The organism is Nocardia sp. NPDC052566 (genome assembly GCF_044547285.1).
GTDB lineage: Bacteria > Actinomycetota > Actinomycetes > Mycobacteriales > Mycobacteriaceae > Nocardia.
Genome location: NZ_JBIUAF010000002.1, coordinates 1,312,837 through 1,329,660, shown reverse-complemented (window position 1 = coordinate 1,329,660; position 16,824 = coordinate 1,312,837). Strand labels below are relative to the sequence as shown.

Below are 16,824 nucleotides of genomic sequence, written 5' to 3'. Positions count from 1 at the left end.
GTGAATAGCTATCGTTTGGCAACCACTCATAGGTGCCCCAACAGGGCATGTGACCGCCCGTTAACCCGCCGTACATCCATCGCGCCCGCATAGTGCGGCTATTTATCGGACCAATGTCCAGAGTGTGATGTCCAGCACCCCGCCGCCGTTATCCGGCCAAATGTGACCTGCCACACCGGCTTTCCAGACAACGCGGGCAGCCGCCCGGCAAGCACCCGCCGGGATGTCACACTCGCTGTCCCTGTGTCGTCCTCCCGATGACGCACACCCATAGACTCGCCCCAGCGGGGGCGGCACAACGGAACGGCGAGAGCAGTGACATCCGAACAGCCACCCACCGAACCCATCGACGCGGCCGAGCTGGCCCGGCGGTTCGAGGAGCACCGGCCGTACCTGCGCAGGCTCGCCTACAGCACGCTCGGCAGCCTCACCGACGCCGACGACGTGGTGCAGGAGGCCTGGCTGCGGCTGCAGCGCCAGCACGAGGCGGGCACCGCAGGACAGATCGATAATCTGCGCGCCTGGCTGTCCACCGTGACCGGCCGCCTCGCACTCGACTACCTCGGCTCGGCACGCGTCCGCCGCGAGCAGTACGTCGGCGAATGGCTGCCCGAACCCGAGGTCACCAGCTGGGACGATCCGGCCGACCGGGTGACGCAGGACGAGCGGGTCACCACCGCGCTGCTCGTCGTGCTCGAATCGCTGTCCCCCGCCGAGCGCACCGCGTTCGTGCTGCAGGACGTATTCGGCATGAGCGGGCCCGAGGTCGCCGAGGTGGTCGGGCGGACACCGGCGGCGGTGCGCCAGCTCGCCTCGCGCGCACGCAAGCGGGTCGAGGACGGCACGCCGCGCTTTCCGGCCTCACCCGATGAGCAGGAGAAGGTGGTGTCGGCGTTCGCGCTGGCCTGGCGCTCCGGCGATCTGAGCGCGCTGCTCGGCGTGCTCGACGCCAACGTCAGCCTCGTCGCCGACGGCGGCGGCAAGGTGCCCGCCATCCGCCAGCCGGTGCGCGGCGCGGAGCTGGTGGCCAAGCTGCTGCTCGGCTGGTACCACTCGCCCTCCACCGACGGCGCGTGGGGCCGCGCGGTGCTGGTCAACGGCCAGCCGGGGCTCGTGGTTTTCGACGGCACGCACACCGGCGTGTTCTCGTTCACCGTCGACGAGGGAAATATCGTGGCCATCAACGTGATCCGCAACCCGGACAAGCTGCGCGACCTGCCGACCTCCGGCGAACCGGACTGGTACATGGGCGAAGGAAACTAGGGGTTACGACCACCTCCACTACCGACAGCCGCTGGCGTAGAGGTCCCGGCAGATCCGGGACCTCTACGCACGTACGACGATTCGGCAAAACCCCGGCGTGTGCCGCGATGACCGAGTCGGATCCGCCGGGACGACGGGCCGTCAGCCGACGAGACCGACCGGCTGTGGCGCCGTATACCCGTGTGCCGCGGCCACTTCCACCGAACGCAGCACCCCATTGTCGGCGGTCAGCCCCTGGCCCAGGTCGGGATGCGCGGCGCAGGCCGCCTTCCAGCCGAGCTCGGCGATCGCCTTCACGTACGGCAGGGTCGCGTTGGTGAGCGCCACCGTCGAGGTGTGCGGCACCGCGCCCGGCATGTTGGCCACGCAGTAGTACAGCGAATCCGCCACGGGGAAGGTCGGATTCGCGTGCGTGGTCGGGTGCGATCCGGCGAAGCAGCCGCCCTGGTCGATCGCGATGTCGACCAGCACCGAGCCCGGCCGCATCCTGGCCACCAGTTCCTCGGAAACCAGCTTCGGCGCCCGCGCGCCGGGGACGAGCACCGAACCGATCACCAGATCCGCTGCCAGCAGGGCGCGTTCGATCTCGGTGGCGTTGGACGCGAGCGTGCTGATCCGGCCGTGGAAGCGGGCGTCGAGTTCGCGCAGTCGAATCAGGTTGGTATCCAAAACGGTAACGCGCGCGCCCATACCCGCGGCAACGGTCGCGGCATTGGTCCCCGCCACACCACCGCCGAGCACGACCACATCCGCGGGCCGCACACCGGGCACCCCGCCGAGCAGCATGCCCGCGCCGCCGAGCGGCGCCATCAGGTGGTAGGCGCCCACCTGAGTACCGAGCTTGCCCGCGACCTCACTCATCGGCGCGAGCAACGGCAGCGACCCGTCCGCCGCGCGCACCGTCTCGTAGGCGATCGCGGTGATACCCGAGCGCAGGATCGCGTCGGTGCATTCGCGCGAGGCGGCCAGATGCAGGTAGGTGAACAGCACCTGCCCGCGGCGCATCCGCGAATACTCCTGTGCGATCGGCTCTTTCACCTTGAGCAGCAGTTCGGCGTCCCACCACACCTGTTCGGCGGACGGCACCAGCCTGGCACCGGCCGCGGCGTAGGCGTCATCCGGGAAACCGGATCCGACGCCCGCGCCCGTCTGGATCAGCACCTCGTGCCCGTGCGCCACCAGCTCCGCCGCGCCCGCCGGCGTCAACGCGACCCGGAACTCCTGCTCCTTGACCTCCTGCGGTACTCCGATGGTCCTCATAGGCCCATCGTGACCCACCAAAACAGACCCTGCCAGGAACGACGCGCTGATATCGCACCGTGATCAAACGGGCGCCGTCCCCCACCGACTTTCTGCGCATCTTGATCACCTGGCGAACCGGAGCCGGCCGCCGCGACGCACTCCCGCGTGGCGACGGCCGTATCCCGGCGTCCACGCGCGGGTCAGACCTCGGTGGCGACACCCAGCTTCGGGATGCGAAGCTGAGCGGCGCGGCCCGCGTAGCCGAAGCTGCGCTCCAGGCGCTCGAGTGTCTCGCTGAAGTGGTGCCAGCCGTCGCCGTGCACCGGCACGATCACCGCGTCGTCGCCGAGCAGTTCGGCCGCTTCCACCGCGCTGCGCGCGTTCAGCGTGACGTCGGCGTCGCCGAACAGGCCGATATTCGCGGCGCCGACGAACAGGACGGCGATATCGATGCGGCCGAACCGCTCGACGATCCGGCCGACCACGCCGACCGAGGCGTTGTCGCCCGAGACGTACACCGTCGGCAGCCCGTCGGCCTGCAGCACGAACCCGGTGACGACGCCGGTGATCGGCTCGCAGCCCTCCGGCCCGTGCAGCGCGGGCACGCCGGTCACGGTGACCGCGCCGATCCGCGCCGTCTCCCAATTCTCCAGTCCCCGAACGCCTTCGATCCGCTCGGCGGCGCCGGGTGTGGACAGTACGGTGCCCGCCTCGGCGAGGAATTCGCGGCCGGAGTTGTCGAGATTGTCGGCGTGCTCGTCGTGCGAGAGCAGCACCACGTCCACCGCACCGATCTGGTCGACGGGCACCGCGGGACCGGTCAGCTTGTGCAGGGTGGCGCGGCCCGGGTAGTCGCCGGGGGCGTCGAAGGTGGGATCGGTCAGGAAGGTCTGGCCGCCGTACCGGAACCGCAGGGTGGGTCCGCCGACGTGCAGTACCTCGGTCAAGGTGCTTTCGACTGTGTTGTTGATTCGCTCGCTGTGCTCGCTCATGCGACCAATATTCGCCGCCGAAGATCACCCCGAACAGTGGCCCGCAGGCCGCCTATCGCTAAAATCGGGCCATGCGTACCGTTGCCGTGCTCGCCTACTCCGGCATGAGCCCGTTCCACCTGTCCGTGCCGACGCTGGTCTTCGGCCGCATGGGCATCGAGGGCGGCGGCACCTCGCCCTATCGCGTCGTGGTCTGTGCCGAACATCCCGGCATCCTCACCACCCCAGCCGGTTTCGATCTGGTCGTCCATCACGGGCTCGACGCGTTCGAACGTGCCGATCTGGTGGTGATCCCGAGCTGGGAACAGCACATGCCGTTGCCCGACGCGGTGCGCACCGCGCTGCGCACCGCACACGCCCGCGGCGCGACGATCGTCGGACTCTGTTTGGGCGCGTGGGCGATCGCGGCCAGCGGGCTGGCCGACGGGCGCGAGATCACCACCCATTGGGCGGGCGCCGTCGACCTGGCGCGCACCTTTCCAGCGGTCGACGTGCGCGCCGATACGCTGTGGTCCGATCTCGGCGATGTCATCACCTCGGCAGGCGTGGCCGCCGCGCTCGACTGCTGCCTGCACATCGTGCGCGGCCACCACGGCAGCGCCGCGGCGACCGAACTGGCCAGGGCGCTGGTCACCGCGCCGCACCGCAGCGGCTCACAGGCCCAGTACATTCCCGTCGCGGTGCCCCAGGCAGCCGACGACGACCCGATCGAACGCGCGATGGTCTGGGCGCGAACGCATCTCGGCGATCCGATCGATCTGGACGGCTGGGCCATGGTCGCGCTGATGTCCCGGCGCACCTTCACCCGCCACTTCCGCGAGCGCACCGGAAGCAGCCCGCAGCAGTGGTTGCTGCAGCAGCGCACCGACCGGGCGAGGCTGCTACTCGAATCCACCGACGACACCATGGATCGGATCGCCGCCGACACCGGATTCGGCACCGCGGTCAGCCTGCGCCACCACTTCCACCGCATCCTCGGCACCAGCCCGGCCGCCCATCGCGCCATGTTCAAGGCGCCGACGCCGCATCGTGAACTTCTGCCTACCACCCGCTAGGTTCTAGCTATGCGGATTGAGGTCGGCGGGTTTGCGCCCGAGATTGAGCAAAGCGCCTGGATTGCGCCGAACGCCACGGTGATCGGGCGCGTGACGCTCGCCGCCGAGGTGAGCGTGTGGTACAGCGCGGTGATCCGCGGTGACATGGAGGCGATCAGCATCGGGGCGCGCACCAACATCCAGGACGGCTGTGTGCTGCACGCCGATCCCGGCTTCCCGCTGACCGTCGGCACCGGAGTTTCGGTCGGGCACAACGCGATTCTGCACGGCTGCACGGTCGGCGACGACGTGCTCGTCGGCATGGGCGCGACCGTGCTGAACGGCGCGGTGATCGGCGCGGGCAGCCTGATCGCGGCCAACGCGCTCATCCCCGAGGGCGCCCGGATTCCGCCCGGCTCGCTGGTCGCCGGTGTACCCGGCAAGGTGCGACGCGAACTGAGCGAGGCCGAACAAGACGGCATCCGGCTCAACGGTGCGGTATACCTGCACAACATGGCGAACCATCGCGACGCCAGGACGGTGTGAGACAGCGCACACTGATCAAGCGACCACTAGGAATCGCTGATAACATTCGGCCAGCGTGCCCAGTGACCGGGGGCTCTGGCTGAACGGTCGGCGGATACGCGGCGTGCAGGCAGGAGGTACCGCGGTGGCGTACGCGCAGTCGAGTATGCACCGGCCGATGGGACGGATCAGTGTGGCCGATATCGCGGCCCAGCCCGGCGGGATAGAGGCGCTACAGCGCCGGGTTCACGAATTACGTTCCAGCGGAGTGGATTTCGCGGCCAACGCGATCGAGCAGGAAATGGCCGCACTGGATCTACCGCGTCAGTAGGGGCGGGTCGAGCCACGCGGGCGGACCGGTTGGCCCGTATCGCGGTCGGCGCGATGCGCGTCGGTGAAATAATGATCGGCAATCACCCGCAGCGTCGCGGGCGCCGAGCTACCACCGGCGGCGTACGCGCCGAATGACTGGAGACCCGATGCCGACCGTTCCGCCCATACTGCAGCGCATCCTGGACAAACCCGTCAGCGACGGTGAAAAGCTCTTGGAGAGCGCGCTTTCGGCGTTCCTGGACTTCGGTATCAAGCGGACGAGCATGGGTGAGATCGCCCGCCGCGCCGGTATCAGCCCCGCCACGCTGTACCGCCGGTTCGAATCCAAGAACGAACTGGTCGAGGCGGTCAGCGTGCGCGAGGCACAGCGGTTCGTCGCCGAGATCGATAAGCGCGTGCAGACCGTGCGCGGCAGCGAGGATCAGCTGGTGGAGATCTTCGTCGCGTTCATCACCACCATCGCGGGCAACGAACTGCTGCGCCGTCTGCTGCGCACCGAACCCGACCTCATCCTGCCCAGGCTCACCACCGACGCGGGCCCGATCCTCGCGGTCGGTCGCGGCTACCTCGCCGAAAAGCTGCGCGAGCTACGGGATTCCGACGGCGCCGACGATTTCGACGCCGACCTGGTCGCCGAGATCATGGCCAGGCTCGCGCTCTCCCTCGCGCTCACCCCCGACGGGCTCATCCCCATCGAAGACGCCACCGCCGGACGCGATTTCGCCCGCCGCACCCTGCTGCCGATGGTCGGCGTGCGCGCCGCGATATAAGCACGGAGTCTGCCCCGAGACTGCGGGCCGCAGCATCGGCGGAGTACGCCTAGCGCGGCGCCGACGGCTCCAGCACGACACCGAAGGCCGCGGCCACCCGCTCGTCGAGCAGGTGACGGCCGTCCGCGTCGTGCGGGCGGCCACCGTCCACGAAATCCCGCACCAGATCGATGATTCCGGCCGCCGCGCGGGTATGCGGATCGGGCAGCGGCAACCGGGACACGTACTGGGTGATCCAGCGCCGCCTGCCCGAATACAGCCGGTTGCCGCACACCGCGTCGTAGAACGCCAGGCCGAGCGCCGAATTCGCCACGCCCATCAGCAGATACGCCAGCCGCTCACCGTCACCCGCGGCGCGCAGATCGGCCAGCGAGATCCAATAGCAGTCACCGTTGACCACCGCGCCGGACCGATCGAGCGCGAACCGCGGCCGCTCGCTGATATCCGGGAAAACCACCTTCGGCACCCGCCACAGATGCGGCCGCTGCGGCACCCAGATCTCGAACCACTCCCGCCCGCCGGCCGTCACATACCCCCGCGCCGCGAGCACATCCTTGTGCACCCGCAAATAGTCTGCGGCACAAGGGAATTCCACCAGATCAACCGGCGTACGCGCGGGCCGCGCCGTATCGTACGGGTACAACACCCGCCTGTCACACGCCCGCCTGACCCGCCACGGCCCGAGGTCGTGATGCGTAATCAGCTCCAGCAACAACTCCGCCTCGGGACAAGGCTCGACCTCCGCCCACCGATCCGAAATGAACACCTTGTCGGCAGTGGTCTTGATCCCCACCCGAATCCGCCCCACATCCCCGAACACCCGCCACGTCGCCGCACCGATATCCGCCAGCCAAGCATCAACCCCCGGCCGCGACATCCGCCACGCCTCACTACACCCTGCCGCGGCCCCCACATACCGCTGTTCACCTGCCCTCGCCGCTCCCCCATCGCCCACCGCCCCCACTCGACTCCCTCCTGCCGAGTCGAAATACATTGCCGCAGACGTAGCGGACACAGCCGCACGGTCGACGTCCATTGCCGCGGAGCGAAGTTCGCCCGGCGCAGTCGAATGGTCACCCACCAACGGCGCACAATCGACATCTGATGTCGCGAACCGACGTTCGCCGAGCGTAGTCAGATCGTGGCCCGCCGACGGCGTGTCGACCACCATCTGACTACGCTCGGCGTCGGTGCGCGTCGCGTATGTGGGCTGCGGGTCGGCGCGGTGGCCGCTGGGCTTGGTGGCGCCTGTTACCAGGGTGCCGATCTCGATTGCGAAGGTGCGGCCGTTGTGGGTGACGTGTGTGCCGTGGCCGCCGATCAGGGCGTCGAAAAGGTCTGTTGCGCTGTGGGGGTCATCGCGGTCTATCTCGTAGGCGGAGGCGTAGCGGCAGGGCGCGTCTTGTGTGCAGCGCGTGGCAATGGTGACGGCGGGCAGGACGGCGGCCGTGAAGAGTTTGGTGTCGCCCAGGTCGTACAGCTCCACCGGGGACAGTTCGGCGGACAGGAGGGCGCGGATGTTCGCGCCCGCCCTGGTGGTGAGAAAACGGTTGGCGCAGAGCAATCCGAGTACGCCGTCGGTGCTGAGCAGGCGTGGCACGATCGCGACGAAGGGGTGGGTGAGGTCGATGCGGCCGCGCAGGCCGAACTGCTTGCTGAGCAGTTGTGCGGTTGCGCCGCCGAGCTGCTGGGTGCGCACGTAGGGCGGGTTGGTGATGACGGCGTCGTAGGACGCGTCCGCCAGGTCTGCCGAGGCGGTGAGGAAATCACCGGTGTGCCAGTCGATCTCGACCGCCGCCGCGTCCGCCCGCGCGCGGGCCGACGACATCGCCGCGGCATCCAGGTCATATCCGGTGAGTTCCAGCCGCAACTCCGGCCTGCGCGCAGCGGCCTCACAGTGCAGCGCGAGCAAGAGCTCCCCGTCGCCACACGCCGGGTCGAGCACCCGCAGTACGCCGGAGTCCGGCGCGTGCGCGAGCAACCGTCGCGCCAGGAAGCGCGCCAGGGCGGGTGGCGTGTAGTGCCTGCCGTGGCGCTTACGTTCGCGGGCGACCGGTACCTCGGAACCCATGCCAGGGATTGTGCCCGCTCGGGTCGTGCAATCGGGACGACGCGGCCCAACCGGTCCGAAAAGGGACCGTGCCCGCTCCGGCCATGTCGATCGCGGCGACGCGGCCCGGCCCGGCACCGAATCGACCCGAGCTGCCCGCCCCGCCCGCACCGCATATTGTTAGCGCGTGATTCGCTGGACCCTCGTCGCCGACGTACTGCTTGCCGTGGCGGCCGCACTGCTCGGCTATCTGCAGCGCGACTCGCCGTGGACCGGGCTGCTCCCCGGCAGCGCACCCTACGTCGCGGTGCTCGCGGGTATCGCCCTGCTGTTCCGCAAGCGCTACCCATTCGCGGTGCTCGCGGTCGCCGTGGCCGCCGTTGCGCTGAGCTGGATGACCGTCCCGCTCATGCTCGCGGTCTTCACCGTCGCCGCGCGCAACGGCAATCGCCGCAGCACCTGGTCGGCGATCGCCGCGGCGATGGTGTGCTCGGCGATCCCGTGGGGCGGTCCGTGGACCGCGGGCGATTTCCTCAGCGCCTCGATCCTGTCCGGCATCGCCACCGCCGCACCCGCACTGCTCGGGCTGTGGCTGCATCAGCGCCGCGAATTGGCCGAACTCCAGCGCAGGCACGCCGCCGCCGTCGAACGCGACGAGCTCGCCGCCGCGGCCACCGTCCGCCAGTGGTCCCGAATTGCCCGCGAGTTGCAAGAGGTTGTGGAGTACCGGCTTTCACAGATCACCGATCAGGCCGAGACACTCGAGGCCGACACCGTCGGCGCCCCCGCCCGCCGCGCCGCGGCCATCGCCGACTCGGGCACCGCGGCACTCGCGGAAATGCGCGACCTGCTCGATACACTCCCGGACGACCCGCACACCCCGCCGCCTGCCGCACCGGCACTGGACGGCGTGCGCGAACTACTCGACGGCGCATCCGCTGCCGGACAACGCCTTCGGACCAGCCTGCCCGCCGTCATGCCCGCCGTCCCGAGCCGCGTCGGGCACGCCGTCTACCGCATGATCCGCGACTGCCTGGCGCTGCTCGCCGAGCACACCGCCGACGCCGAGATCTGGGTCCGGGTCGGCGGCAACGCCAACGTCCTCACCGTGCTCGTGCGCGGCGATCAAGGCTGCTCGCACGACGGCAGGGTCACCGCGCTCTGCGACCACATCGAACGCAGCGGCGGCACCGTGAGCACCCGCATCGACCACAACACCTTCCAGGTCTTCGCCGTCTTCGACCAGGCCGCGGCCCTCGAACGCACGACCCGTTCCGGCTAGTGCTACGCCCAGAAAAGCTTCTGAGGTCATCGAGCGCAGTCGAATGGCCCCCAATTACGGCGTGTCGCAGGGCCATTCGACTGCGCTCGGCGAGGACCACTATCGGCACCGAGCACGCCGCGCGGTCCGGCTGGCGGACAGCGTCATAGTTCGGACACACCTGCGGGTCCGATGCTCGGGCATACTGCCCGATATGGGATTTCGTGACCTTGGGGCACGGAGCCGGGGGCGGATCCGATCCTGGCTTCGATGGAAAACCGTAGTGCGCCTCGGCATTTGGGTGAGCGCGGGCGCCGCGGTCGTGGTATTCGGCTGCATCGGCTGGGTGCGCTACCAGGCGAGCGACTACCAGTACTCCGCCGATTCCGTCCCGGCCGCCGAGGTCGGTCTCATCCCCGGCGCGGAGGTCTACGACAACGGTGAACCCTCCCCCTACCTGGCGATGCGGCTCGATATCGGCCGCAAGCTGCTGGAGACCGGCAAGGTGAAAGCCCTGCTGCTGACCGGCGACAACGGCCGCTGGTCCTACGACGAACCGACGGCCATGCTCCGCTATCTGGTGCGCAAGGGCGTCCCGGCCGGCAAGCTCGCCGTCGACTACGCCGGATTCGACACCTACCAATCCTGTGTCCGCGCCTACCGCATTTTCGGCGTCCGCCAGGCCGTCGTCGTCACCCAGGATTTCAGCCTCCCCCGCACCGTCGCCCTGTGCCGCGACGCGGGTATCGACGCCACCGGCGTCGGCGACGACACCCAGCCGCACAACTTCATCTACAACAAATGCTGGCTCCGCGACCAATTGGCCGCCACCAAGGCCGTGCTCAACATGGTGACCCACCCCGACCCCAAGTTCCTCGGCAACCAGGAAACCACCGTCCGCGACGCCATCAACGCCCCAGGATGATCACCCGGGCGGCGGCCGCATTCCCCATAACCGGCAATCCCAGGTCGACGGTGTCCAGCGCGGTAGGGTGACGGAACGAATTCGGGGGCCGAATTGGGCATTGATCGACGTCGCTTGCGCAAACAGGAGGCAGATTCATGCGATGCACCGGCACTCTCGCAGTCATCATGGCCGCCGCCGCGCTAACCTTCGGCGTGACATCCTGCGGTAAGAACTCCACCGACAATTCCACGAAAACGACCTCCGCGACGGCCACCTCCACGGCGGTGAGCTCCTCGTCGGTCGTACCGCCAGCACCGACCACACAGGCACCCGCCCCGCCACCGACGCGCCCACCGACGCCGCCCGTCCCACCGGTGCCTCCGGTACCGCCGACCTCCAAGCCACCCGTCCCACCGACACCACCGCCGACGACGACTCCCCCTGGGCCCCAACAGGTTTACTGCGGCCCGGGATTCAACGGCCTCGCCATCATCGCCATCACCACCGAGGGCGCCGCCGCGTGCAGCACAGCCACCGAGGTCACGAACGCCTACGGCGATCACGCGGAGGACTGGGGCCCCGGCGTCGTCATTCCCGTCTCCGTCGAGGGCACCACCTGGAATTGCCAGGAACGCCAGGGCAATCCCAATCCCTACCAGGAATGCGTCAACACGCAGAACCCCGCCGAGAAGGTCCGCCTCAGCTCGTAGCGGCAAAGACCAACGCGGACAAGGGCATACGAGTGTGGGCCCCGGAGAATCTCCGGGGCCCACACTCATCGGTCCATCTCAGCCGCAAAAGCCTTACAGCGGAATGTTCTTGTGGTGGCTCTTGCGCGCGGGCGCGGAGGCCAGCGCGGCGGCGATGGTGCTTCGCGTCTTCGCCGGGTCGATGACCTCGTCGACGACGCCGATCGCGATGGCGCGTTCCACACCGCCCGCGATCTTCTCGTGCTCGGCGGTCAGCCGCTCGTGCAGCGCTTCGCGCTCTTCCTCGGGCGCGGCGGCGAGTGCCTTCTTGTGCAGGATGCCGACGGCCGCCTTGGCGCCCATCACGGCGACCTCGGAACCCGGCCACGCGTAGACCGCGGTGGCGCCGAGCGAGCGGGCGTTCATCGCGATGTAGGCGCCGCCGTAGATCTTGCGGGTCACCAGGGTGACGCGCGGGACACGGGCCTCGGCGAACGCGTGCAGCAGCTTCGCGCCACGGCGCACGACGCCCTCCCACTCCTGGCCGACGCCGGGCAGGTAGCCGGGCACATCGGTGACGACGATCAGCGGGATGCCGAACGCATCGCACAGCCGCACGAAACGCGCTGCCTTCTCGGCACTTTCGGAGTTCAGGCAGCCGCCGAGGCGAATCGGGTTGTTGGCGAGCACGCCGACCGTACGGCCGCCGAGCCTGCCGAGACCGGTCACCATGCTGCGCGCGTAGCCGCCCTGCAGCTCCTCGAAAGATGATTCGGTGTCGCCGTCGGGAGATTCAACATTGTCGAGCAGTTCGTGCACGATCGGCTTCACGTCGTAGGCGCGCTTGGCCGATTCCGGCAGCATCGCCTTCAGGTCGACGTCGCCGTGCTGGACCGCGTCGAGATCGAATTCGCCCTGTTCGGCGAACATCGACACGAGGCGGCGGCCGCGGTGCAGCGCATCGGCCTCGTCGTTGGCGACGATGTGGCACACGCCGGACTTCTTGCCGTGGGTGTCCGGGCCACCGAGGGTGGCCATGTCGACCTGCTCGCCGGTCACGCTGCGCACCACGTCGGGGCCGGTCACGAAGACCCTGCCCTCGGGGGCCATGATCACGATGTCGGTCAGCGCGGGGCCGTAGGCGGCGCCACCGGCGGCGAAGCCGAGCACCACCGAGATCTGCGGCACGAGGCCGGACGCGCGGACCATGGCCTCGAAGACCAGGCCGACCGCGTGCAGTGCCTCGACACCCTCGGCGAGCCGGGCACCGCCGGAGTGCCAGATGCCGACGACCGGGATAGCGGAGTCGATGGCGGTGTCGATCGCGTCGACGATGTGCTTGCAGCCCTCGACGCCCATCGCGCCGCCCATAACGGTGGCATCGGAGCAGTAGGCCACGGTGCGGACGCCGTCGACCTCGCCGATGGCGGCGAGCACGCCGGACTTGTCACGCGGGTGCAGCGGCAGAACGGTGCCGGGGTCGAAGAAGCGCTGTAGACGGCCCAGCGGGTCACGCGGGTCGGTCACTGTCTCTGCCTGAAACGCGGGAGCAATGATTGTCATCGCGTTCTCTCCTCACCTCAATGAGTGCGCCGCAACCGCGGCTGCGAAAGTCGAAATCCGGTGGGGTCGGCAAGCGTGTAGCCGACCCCACCGGGATCGTTGTGCAGTCGTGCGCGATCTGAGCGCTAGGCCCGACCGAAGGCGAGCGCGACATTGTGCCCACCGAAACCGAATGAGTTGTTGATCGCGTACTCGATCTCCTGACGGCGAGCCTCGCCGTGAACCACGTCCAGATCGATCTCCGGATCCAGGTTCTCCAGGTTCAGCGTCGGCGGGACGATGCCGTCCCTGATGCTGAGCACGGTGAGGACCGACTCGAGCGCGCCGACGGCGCCGATCGAGTGGCCGAGGGCCGATTTCGGTGCGTACACCGAGGCATGGTTGCCGACGGCCTTGTTGATCGCGTTCGCCTCGGCGGTGTCGCCGATCGGCGTCGCGGTGGCATGCGCGTTGATGTGGGTGATGTCCTTCGGGGACAGACCCGCGGTCTGCATCGCGCGCTGCATCGCCCGCGCGGCACCGTTACCCGTCGGGTCCGGTGCGACCAGGTGGAAGCCGTCGGAGGTGATACCCGCGCCCAGCAGTCGGGCGTGGATGGTGGCACCACGGGCTTTCGCGTGCTCCTCGGTCTCGATGACCATCAGAGCGCCGGCCTCGCCGAAGACGAAACCGTCCCGATCCTTGTCGAAGGGACGCGAGGCGCCCTTCGGATCGTCGTTGCGGGTGCTCATCGCGCGCATCATGGTGAATGCCGCGATCGGCACCGCGTCGATGAAACCCTCGACGCCACCGGTGACGACCATGTCGGCGTCACCCATGACGATCATTCGCCAAGCATTGGCGATGGCCTCGGAGCCGGACGAGCATGCCGAAACCGGAGTGACCACTCCTGCCCTGGCCTTCAATTCGAGACCGACGACGGCCGAAGGACCGTTCGGCATGACCATCTGAACAGCCAGTGGGGAAATCTTGCGATAGCCACCGTTCTTCAGCTTGTCGACCGAGTCGATGAGGGCGTCGCCGCCGCCGAGACCCGTGCCGATGGCCACACCGAGCCGCTCCGGGTCGACGTCGGGGCTACCGGCGTTCTGCCACACCTCACGACCGAGAACGGTCGCGAGCTGCTCGACATACGCCATGCGCCGACATTCGACACGGCTCAACAGGGTGTCCGGCCGAACCTTCAGGTGGCCGCCGATGCGGACCGGAAGGTCGTATTCCTCGATGAAGGAATCCTCGAGAACGTCGATTCCGCTCTCGCCGTTGAGGAGTCCCTTCCACGTCGCATCGACATCACCCGCGATCGACGTGGTCGCCGCCAGGCTAGTGACGACGACGTTGGGGAAGTTCCCGTTCAAGGTGGAAGGAGTGGTCACAGTGTCGGCCCTACTCGGCTTCGTTCTGGAACTTGGCCTTCATAGCCTCGGCGGCTTCGGAGTTCTCCGCCTCGAGCTTCTGGATGTACGCGACCGCGTCGCCGACCGTCTTCAGGCTGGCCAGATCCTCATCCGGGATCTTGACGCCGTACTTGTCCTCGGTCTGCACCGCGATCTCCACCATGGACAGCGAGTCGATGTCCAGGTCATCGACGAAGGACTTCTCGATGGTCACCTCGGAGGGCTCGATACCCGTAACCTCTTCGATGATCTTGCCGAGTTCCTCGACGATTTGTTCCTGGGTCAGAGCGGCCACTTGGTGGCTCCCTTCTTGTTACGGTGTAGGGCTTTACTGTTTTTTCGGGTCTGAACGAGCGATGGTTACGTTCGTTCGGTCACGCCCATGCGTCACTTGCATGGCCGCGGGTGGAAAGCTAGCCGGAAGTCGTGAGTCCGGCCAACGCGGGGAGGTCTTCGGGGGTTTTCAGGGCCAATGTTGGCGTGCCCTTCAGCTCCCGTTTGGCGATACCGACCAGCGTGCCCGCCGGCGGCAGTTCCGCCACCGCAGAAACACCTGCGGCGCGGACAGTTTCGGTGCACAGATCCCACCGGACCGGCCTGGTGACCTGCGCGGCGAGCTTGTCGATCGCATCCTTGCCCGAGCTCACCGGCTTGCCGTCGAAGTTAGACAACAACACACGGGTCGGCTCATTCGGCACGATCTTCGCTATGGCGTCCGTCACAGCGTCCTGGGCCGGAGCCATGAACGCGGTGTGGAAAGCCCCCGCGACGGGCAGCGCGCGCACCCGCGCCTTCTCGGGCGGGTTCGCGGCGAGTTCCGCCAGGGCGGCCAATCGTCCCGCGGCCACGATCTGACCCGCGGCGTTGCGGTTGGCGGGGACGAGTTCGAGCTCTTCGAGCCGCGCGAGCACGGCGGCCTCATCGCCACCGAGCACCGCGGACATTCCGGTCGGCTCCAGCGCGCACGCCTTGGCCATCTCCGCACCGCGGAGGGCGGCCAACGCCACCGCATCGTCGGCGGAGATGACTCCGGCGACCGCGGCGGCGGCGAGCTCGCCGACCGAATGCCCGGCGACGATGGTAGCCGGTGCAAGTGAATCCTGGTCCACCTCGGCGAACGCGAGCAATGCCGCGGCGACGACCAATGGCTGGGTCACGGCGGTATCGGTGATCTCCTCGGCCGTCGCGGTGGTACCGAGACGGAGCAGGTCGAGGCCGGCGGCCTTCGACCAGAGGGTGAGTCGATCACCGGCGCCGGGTACATCAAGCCACGGCGTCAGCATGCCGGGAGTCTGGGAGCCCTGTCCTGGGGCGAACAACGCGATCACGTCTCTAAGAAAACACTGTGAGGTACGCCGCAGGAGATGTCGACGCGAATGAAGCTTCCGGATCGGTTTTGTGTGAACCCCACAAAACCCCACCTGGGATTGTCCCGATCGACCGGTTCGCGAGTTCTGTTACAGCCCCTCGGGGCCAACAGGGATATGTGTGGCCTCTGGGGTAGATGTTGACGATTCGTTACGGGTTCGTGTCAGACGACCTATGGTCGCGGCGATCCGGAGCACATACGCGTCCCGTGGATTCATCGGGTCGCGGCCCGTGATTTCGGCGATTCGCTTCAAGCGATACCGAACAGTATTTGGATGGACGTACAGCTGACGGGCACACGTCTCGACGGCGCCACCACAGTCCAGATAGGCATCGAGAGTGTCCGCCAGCGACGAACCCGCCGCGGCCAACGGTAGGACAAGGTACTCGTTCAACGCGTCGACCGCAGCACGATCACCCAACAAGGCGCGTTCGGGCAACAATTCCGTCGCGTGCACCGGGCGCGGCGCACCGCGCCAGCCGACCACGGCCTCCATACCGGCCAGCGCCTCCACCGCGCTGGCGTGCGCCGCGCCGAGCGTCCTCGTCGTCGGGCCGATCACCACCGGTCCATCGGAGAACACCTCGGCGAGCAGATCCGCGAGGAACGGGGATATATAGGTCATGTCGCCGAGGTGGCCGCTGACCACCATCACCAGCCTGGTGCCCTGCACCACCGCGAGCGCCGCGCGACCGTGCCGCGCGGCGATCGCGTGGACCGCGCCCACCGCCGAGACGCCCTCCTCCCGCGGCGGGGTGCCGACGAGCACCGTCGCCGGGGCGGTGGCGTCCCAGTTCAGCGTCGCCGCCCTGGACAGCATGTCCGGACCGGAATCGCCGCGCACGACGGCATCGACCACGAGCGCCTCGAGCCTGGTGTCCCACGCGCCGCGCGATTCGGCGGCGCTGGCGTACACCGAGGCGGCGGCGAACCCGAGCTCACGCCCGTAGCGCAGCACCGCCTCGGTGAGTGCGACCAGCTGCCGGTCGTTGCGCGCGAGCGCGGGCAGCCACTGCTCGAAGAACTCCATGGCCACCCGGACCATGTCGACGGTCTGGCGCAGCGTCAGCCGCCGCGCCAGATCCTGGGGGATCACCTGGAAGGCGTCCAGGCTGAACCGGATATCGCTCTCCGGATCCTGCAGCCATTCCAGGAAGTTCACCACCGCGGTCTGCACCAGCATCTGCACGCCCGCGCGCTGCGCGGCGTCCAGATCGGCGAAGAACGGCAACCGATCCTGCATCGACCCGACCGCCTCGGTGGAGAGGCGCCCGGAGAACTGCTTCACGCGTTTGAGCAGTGTGTCCGGGAGCGGGTCACGATTCTGCCGGTTCGGGGAGAGCGCGCCGGTCGGCAGATACACCTCGTGCTCGGAGGAGCCTTCGGAGATCCGTCGCGGCCGCGGCGGTTTACGATCCACCATCCAATG

The 16,824-nt window shown here is 68.3% G+C and carries 17 protein-coding genes; 8 read left to right on the top strand and 9 right to left on the bottom strand.

Annotated features, from left to right (window positions below; translation table 11 throughout):
• Nucleotides 1–315 precede the first annotated feature (315 nt).
• Nucleotides 316–1,263 carry an RNA polymerase sigma factor SigJ gene (sigJ, locus tag ACIG5A_RS13125; RefSeq protein WP_397240382.1) on the top strand — a complete coding sequence of 316 codons (948 nt, stop codon included), beginning with the start codon at nucleotides 316–318 and terminating at the stop codon, nucleotides 1,261–1,263.
• 141 nt (nucleotides 1,264–1,404) lie between these two features.
• Here the strand turns inward: sigJ and ald are convergent, their stop codons facing one another.
• Both ald and ACIG5A_RS13115 read right to left on the bottom strand, forming a co-directional pair.
• Complete coding sequence (gene ald / locus ACIG5A_RS13120; RefSeq protein ID WP_397240381.1) at nucleotides 1,405–2,523, bottom strand: alanine dehydrogenase; 1,119 nt, start codon at nucleotides 2,521–2,523, stop codon at nucleotides 1,405–1,407.
• 182 nt (nucleotides 2,524–2,705) lie between these two features.
• Nucleotides 2,706–3,497 carry an MBL fold metallo-hydrolase gene (locus ACIG5A_RS13115; RefSeq protein ID WP_397240380.1) on the bottom strand — a complete coding sequence of 264 codons (792 nt, stop codon included), beginning with the start codon at nucleotides 3,495–3,497 and terminating at the stop codon, nucleotides 2,706–2,708.
• 71 nt (nucleotides 3,498–3,568) lie between these two features.
• Here ACIG5A_RS13115 and ACIG5A_RS13110 point away from each other — a divergent pair, with 71 nt between their 5' ends.
• The 4 genes from ACIG5A_RS13110 (at nucleotide 3,569) to ACIG5A_RS13095 (ending at nucleotide 6,159) form a co-directional block, all read left to right on the top strand.
• Nucleotides 3,569–4,552 carry a GlxA family transcriptional regulator gene (locus tag ACIG5A_RS13110; RefSeq protein WP_397240379.1) on the top strand — a complete coding sequence of 328 codons (984 nt, stop codon included), beginning with the start codon at nucleotides 3,569–3,571 and terminating at the stop codon, nucleotides 4,550–4,552.
• A 9-nt stretch (nucleotides 4,553–4,561) separates the two neighbouring features.
• The gene (locus tag ACIG5A_RS13105) at nucleotides 4,562–5,077 is read left to right on the top strand and encodes a gamma carbonic anhydrase family protein (protein ID WP_397240378.1); all 516 of its coding nucleotides are present in this window, start codon (nucleotides 4,562–4,564) and stop codon (nucleotides 5,075–5,077) included.
• 55 nt (nucleotides 5,078–5,132) lie between these two features.
• Entirely contained in the window at nucleotides 5,133–5,387 is a 255-nt protein-coding gene (locus ACIG5A_RS13100) for a hypothetical protein (RefSeq protein ID WP_397240377.1), read from the top strand.
• Between the two features lie 148 nt (nucleotides 5,388–5,535).
• Nucleotides 5,536–6,159: a TetR/AcrR family transcriptional regulator gene (locus tag ACIG5A_RS13095; RefSeq protein WP_397240376.1), complete on the top strand. Its 624-nt coding sequence runs from the start codon at nucleotides 5,536–5,538 to the stop codon at nucleotides 6,157–6,159.
• A 49-nt stretch (nucleotides 6,160–6,208) separates the two neighbouring features.
• Here the strand turns inward: ACIG5A_RS13095 and ACIG5A_RS13090 are convergent, their stop codons facing one another.
• On the bottom strand, nucleotides 6,209–8,230 hold the full coding sequence (locus tag ACIG5A_RS13090) for an Eco57I restriction-modification methylase domain-containing protein (protein ID WP_397240375.1): 2,022 nt from the start codon (nucleotides 8,228–8,230) through the stop codon (nucleotides 6,209–6,211).
• A 166-nt stretch (nucleotides 8,231–8,396) separates the two neighbouring features.
• Between ACIG5A_RS13090 and ACIG5A_RS13085 the strand changes: the two genes are divergently transcribed.
• Together ACIG5A_RS13085 and ACIG5A_RS13080 are read left to right on the top strand one after the other, a co-directional pair.
• Nucleotides 8,397–9,491, top strand: a complete 1,095-nt coding sequence (locus ACIG5A_RS13085) for a hypothetical protein (RefSeq protein WP_397240374.1) — start codon at nucleotides 8,397–8,399, stop codon at nucleotides 9,489–9,491.
• Nucleotides 9,492–9,753: 262 nt separating this feature from the next.
• Nucleotides 9,754–10,395, top strand: coding sequence for a vancomycin high temperature exclusion protein (locus ACIG5A_RS13080; RefSeq protein WP_397240373.1), 642 nt, complete (start codon nucleotides 9,754–9,756; stop codon nucleotides 10,393–10,395).
• Here ACIG5A_RS13080 and ACIG5A_RS13075 read toward each other — a convergent pair.
• Entirely contained in the window at nucleotides 10,379–10,657 is a 279-nt protein-coding gene (locus ACIG5A_RS13075; protein ID WP_397240372.1) for a hypothetical protein, read from the bottom strand. The genes ACIG5A_RS13080 and ACIG5A_RS13075 overlap by 17 nt on opposite strands.
• A gap of 94 nt (nucleotides 10,658–10,751) precedes the next feature.
• Here ACIG5A_RS13075 and ACIG5A_RS13070 point away from each other — a divergent pair, with 94 nt between their 5' ends.
• Nucleotides 10,752–11,087 carry a hypothetical protein gene (locus tag ACIG5A_RS13070; RefSeq protein WP_397240371.1) on the top strand — a complete coding sequence of 112 codons (336 nt, stop codon included), beginning with the start codon at nucleotides 10,752–10,754 and terminating at the stop codon, nucleotides 11,085–11,087.
• A 93-nt stretch (nucleotides 11,088–11,180) separates the two neighbouring features.
• Here ACIG5A_RS13070 and ACIG5A_RS13065 read toward each other — a convergent pair whose 3' ends face one another.
• The 5 genes from ACIG5A_RS13065 to ACIG5A_RS13045 all read right to left on the bottom strand — a co-directional run bounded on the left by ACIG5A_RS13065 (nucleotide 11,181) and on the right by ACIG5A_RS13045 (nucleotide 16,818).
• On the bottom strand, nucleotides 11,181–12,629 hold the full coding sequence (locus ACIG5A_RS13065) for an acyl-CoA carboxylase subunit beta (protein ID WP_397240370.1): 1,449 nt from the start codon (nucleotides 12,627–12,629) through the stop codon (nucleotides 11,181–11,183).
• Between the two features lie 125 nt (nucleotides 12,630–12,754).
• The gene (locus ACIG5A_RS13060) at nucleotides 12,755–14,005 is read right to left on the bottom strand and encodes a KasA/KasB family beta-ketoacyl-ACP synthase (protein ID WP_397240369.1); all 1,251 of its coding nucleotides are present in this window, start codon (nucleotides 14,003–14,005) and stop codon (nucleotides 12,755–12,757) included.
• A 10-nt stretch (nucleotides 14,006–14,015) separates the two neighbouring features.
• Complete coding sequence (acpM, locus tag ACIG5A_RS13055; RefSeq protein ID WP_397240368.1) at nucleotides 14,016–14,321, bottom strand: meromycolate extension acyl carrier protein AcpM; 306 nt, start codon at nucleotides 14,319–14,321, stop codon at nucleotides 14,016–14,018.
• 118 nt (nucleotides 14,322–14,439) lie between these two features.
• Nucleotides 14,440–15,354, bottom strand: a complete 915-nt coding sequence (locus tag ACIG5A_RS13050; RefSeq protein WP_397240367.1) for an ACP S-malonyltransferase — start codon at nucleotides 15,352–15,354, stop codon at nucleotides 14,440–14,442.
• A gap of 129 nt (nucleotides 15,355–15,483) precedes the next feature.
• A complete protein-coding gene (locus ACIG5A_RS13045; RefSeq protein WP_397240366.1) occupies nucleotides 15,484–16,818 on the bottom strand; it encodes a PucR family transcriptional regulator in 1,335 nt (444 codons plus the stop codon).
• Nucleotides 16,819–16,824: the final 6 nt, after the last annotated feature.

Coding starts and splice junctions, on each gene's coding strand:
- ACIG5A_RS13045 (WP_397240366.1), bottom strand. CDS start 16,818: ATGGTGGATCGTAAACCGCCGCGGCCGCGACGGATCTCCGAAGGCTCC.
- ACIG5A_RS13115 (WP_397240380.1), bottom strand. CDS start 3,497: ATGAGCGAGCACAGCGAGCGAATCAACAACACAGTCGAAAGCACCTTG.
- ACIG5A_RS13110 (WP_397240379.1), top strand. CDS start 3,569: ATGCGTACCGTTGCCGTGCTCGCCTACTCCGGCATGAGCCCGTTCCAC.
- ACIG5A_RS13065 (WP_397240370.1), bottom strand. CDS start 12,629: ATGACAATCATTGCTCCCGCGTTTCAGGCAGAGACAGTGACCGACCCG.
- ACIG5A_RS13105 (WP_397240378.1), top strand. CDS start 4,562: ATGCGGATTGAGGTCGGCGGGTTTGCGCCCGAGATTGAGCAAAGCGCC.
- ACIG5A_RS13090 (WP_397240375.1), bottom strand. CDS start 8,230: ATGGGTTCCGAGGTACCGGTCGCCCGCGAACGTAAGCGCCACGGCAGG.
- ald (WP_397240381.1), bottom strand. CDS start 2,523: ATGAGGACCATCGGAGTACCGCAGGAGGTCAAGGAGCAGGAGTTCCGG.
- ACIG5A_RS13095 (WP_397240376.1), top strand. CDS start 5,536: ATGCCGACCGTTCCGCCCATACTGCAGCGCATCCTGGACAAACCCGTC.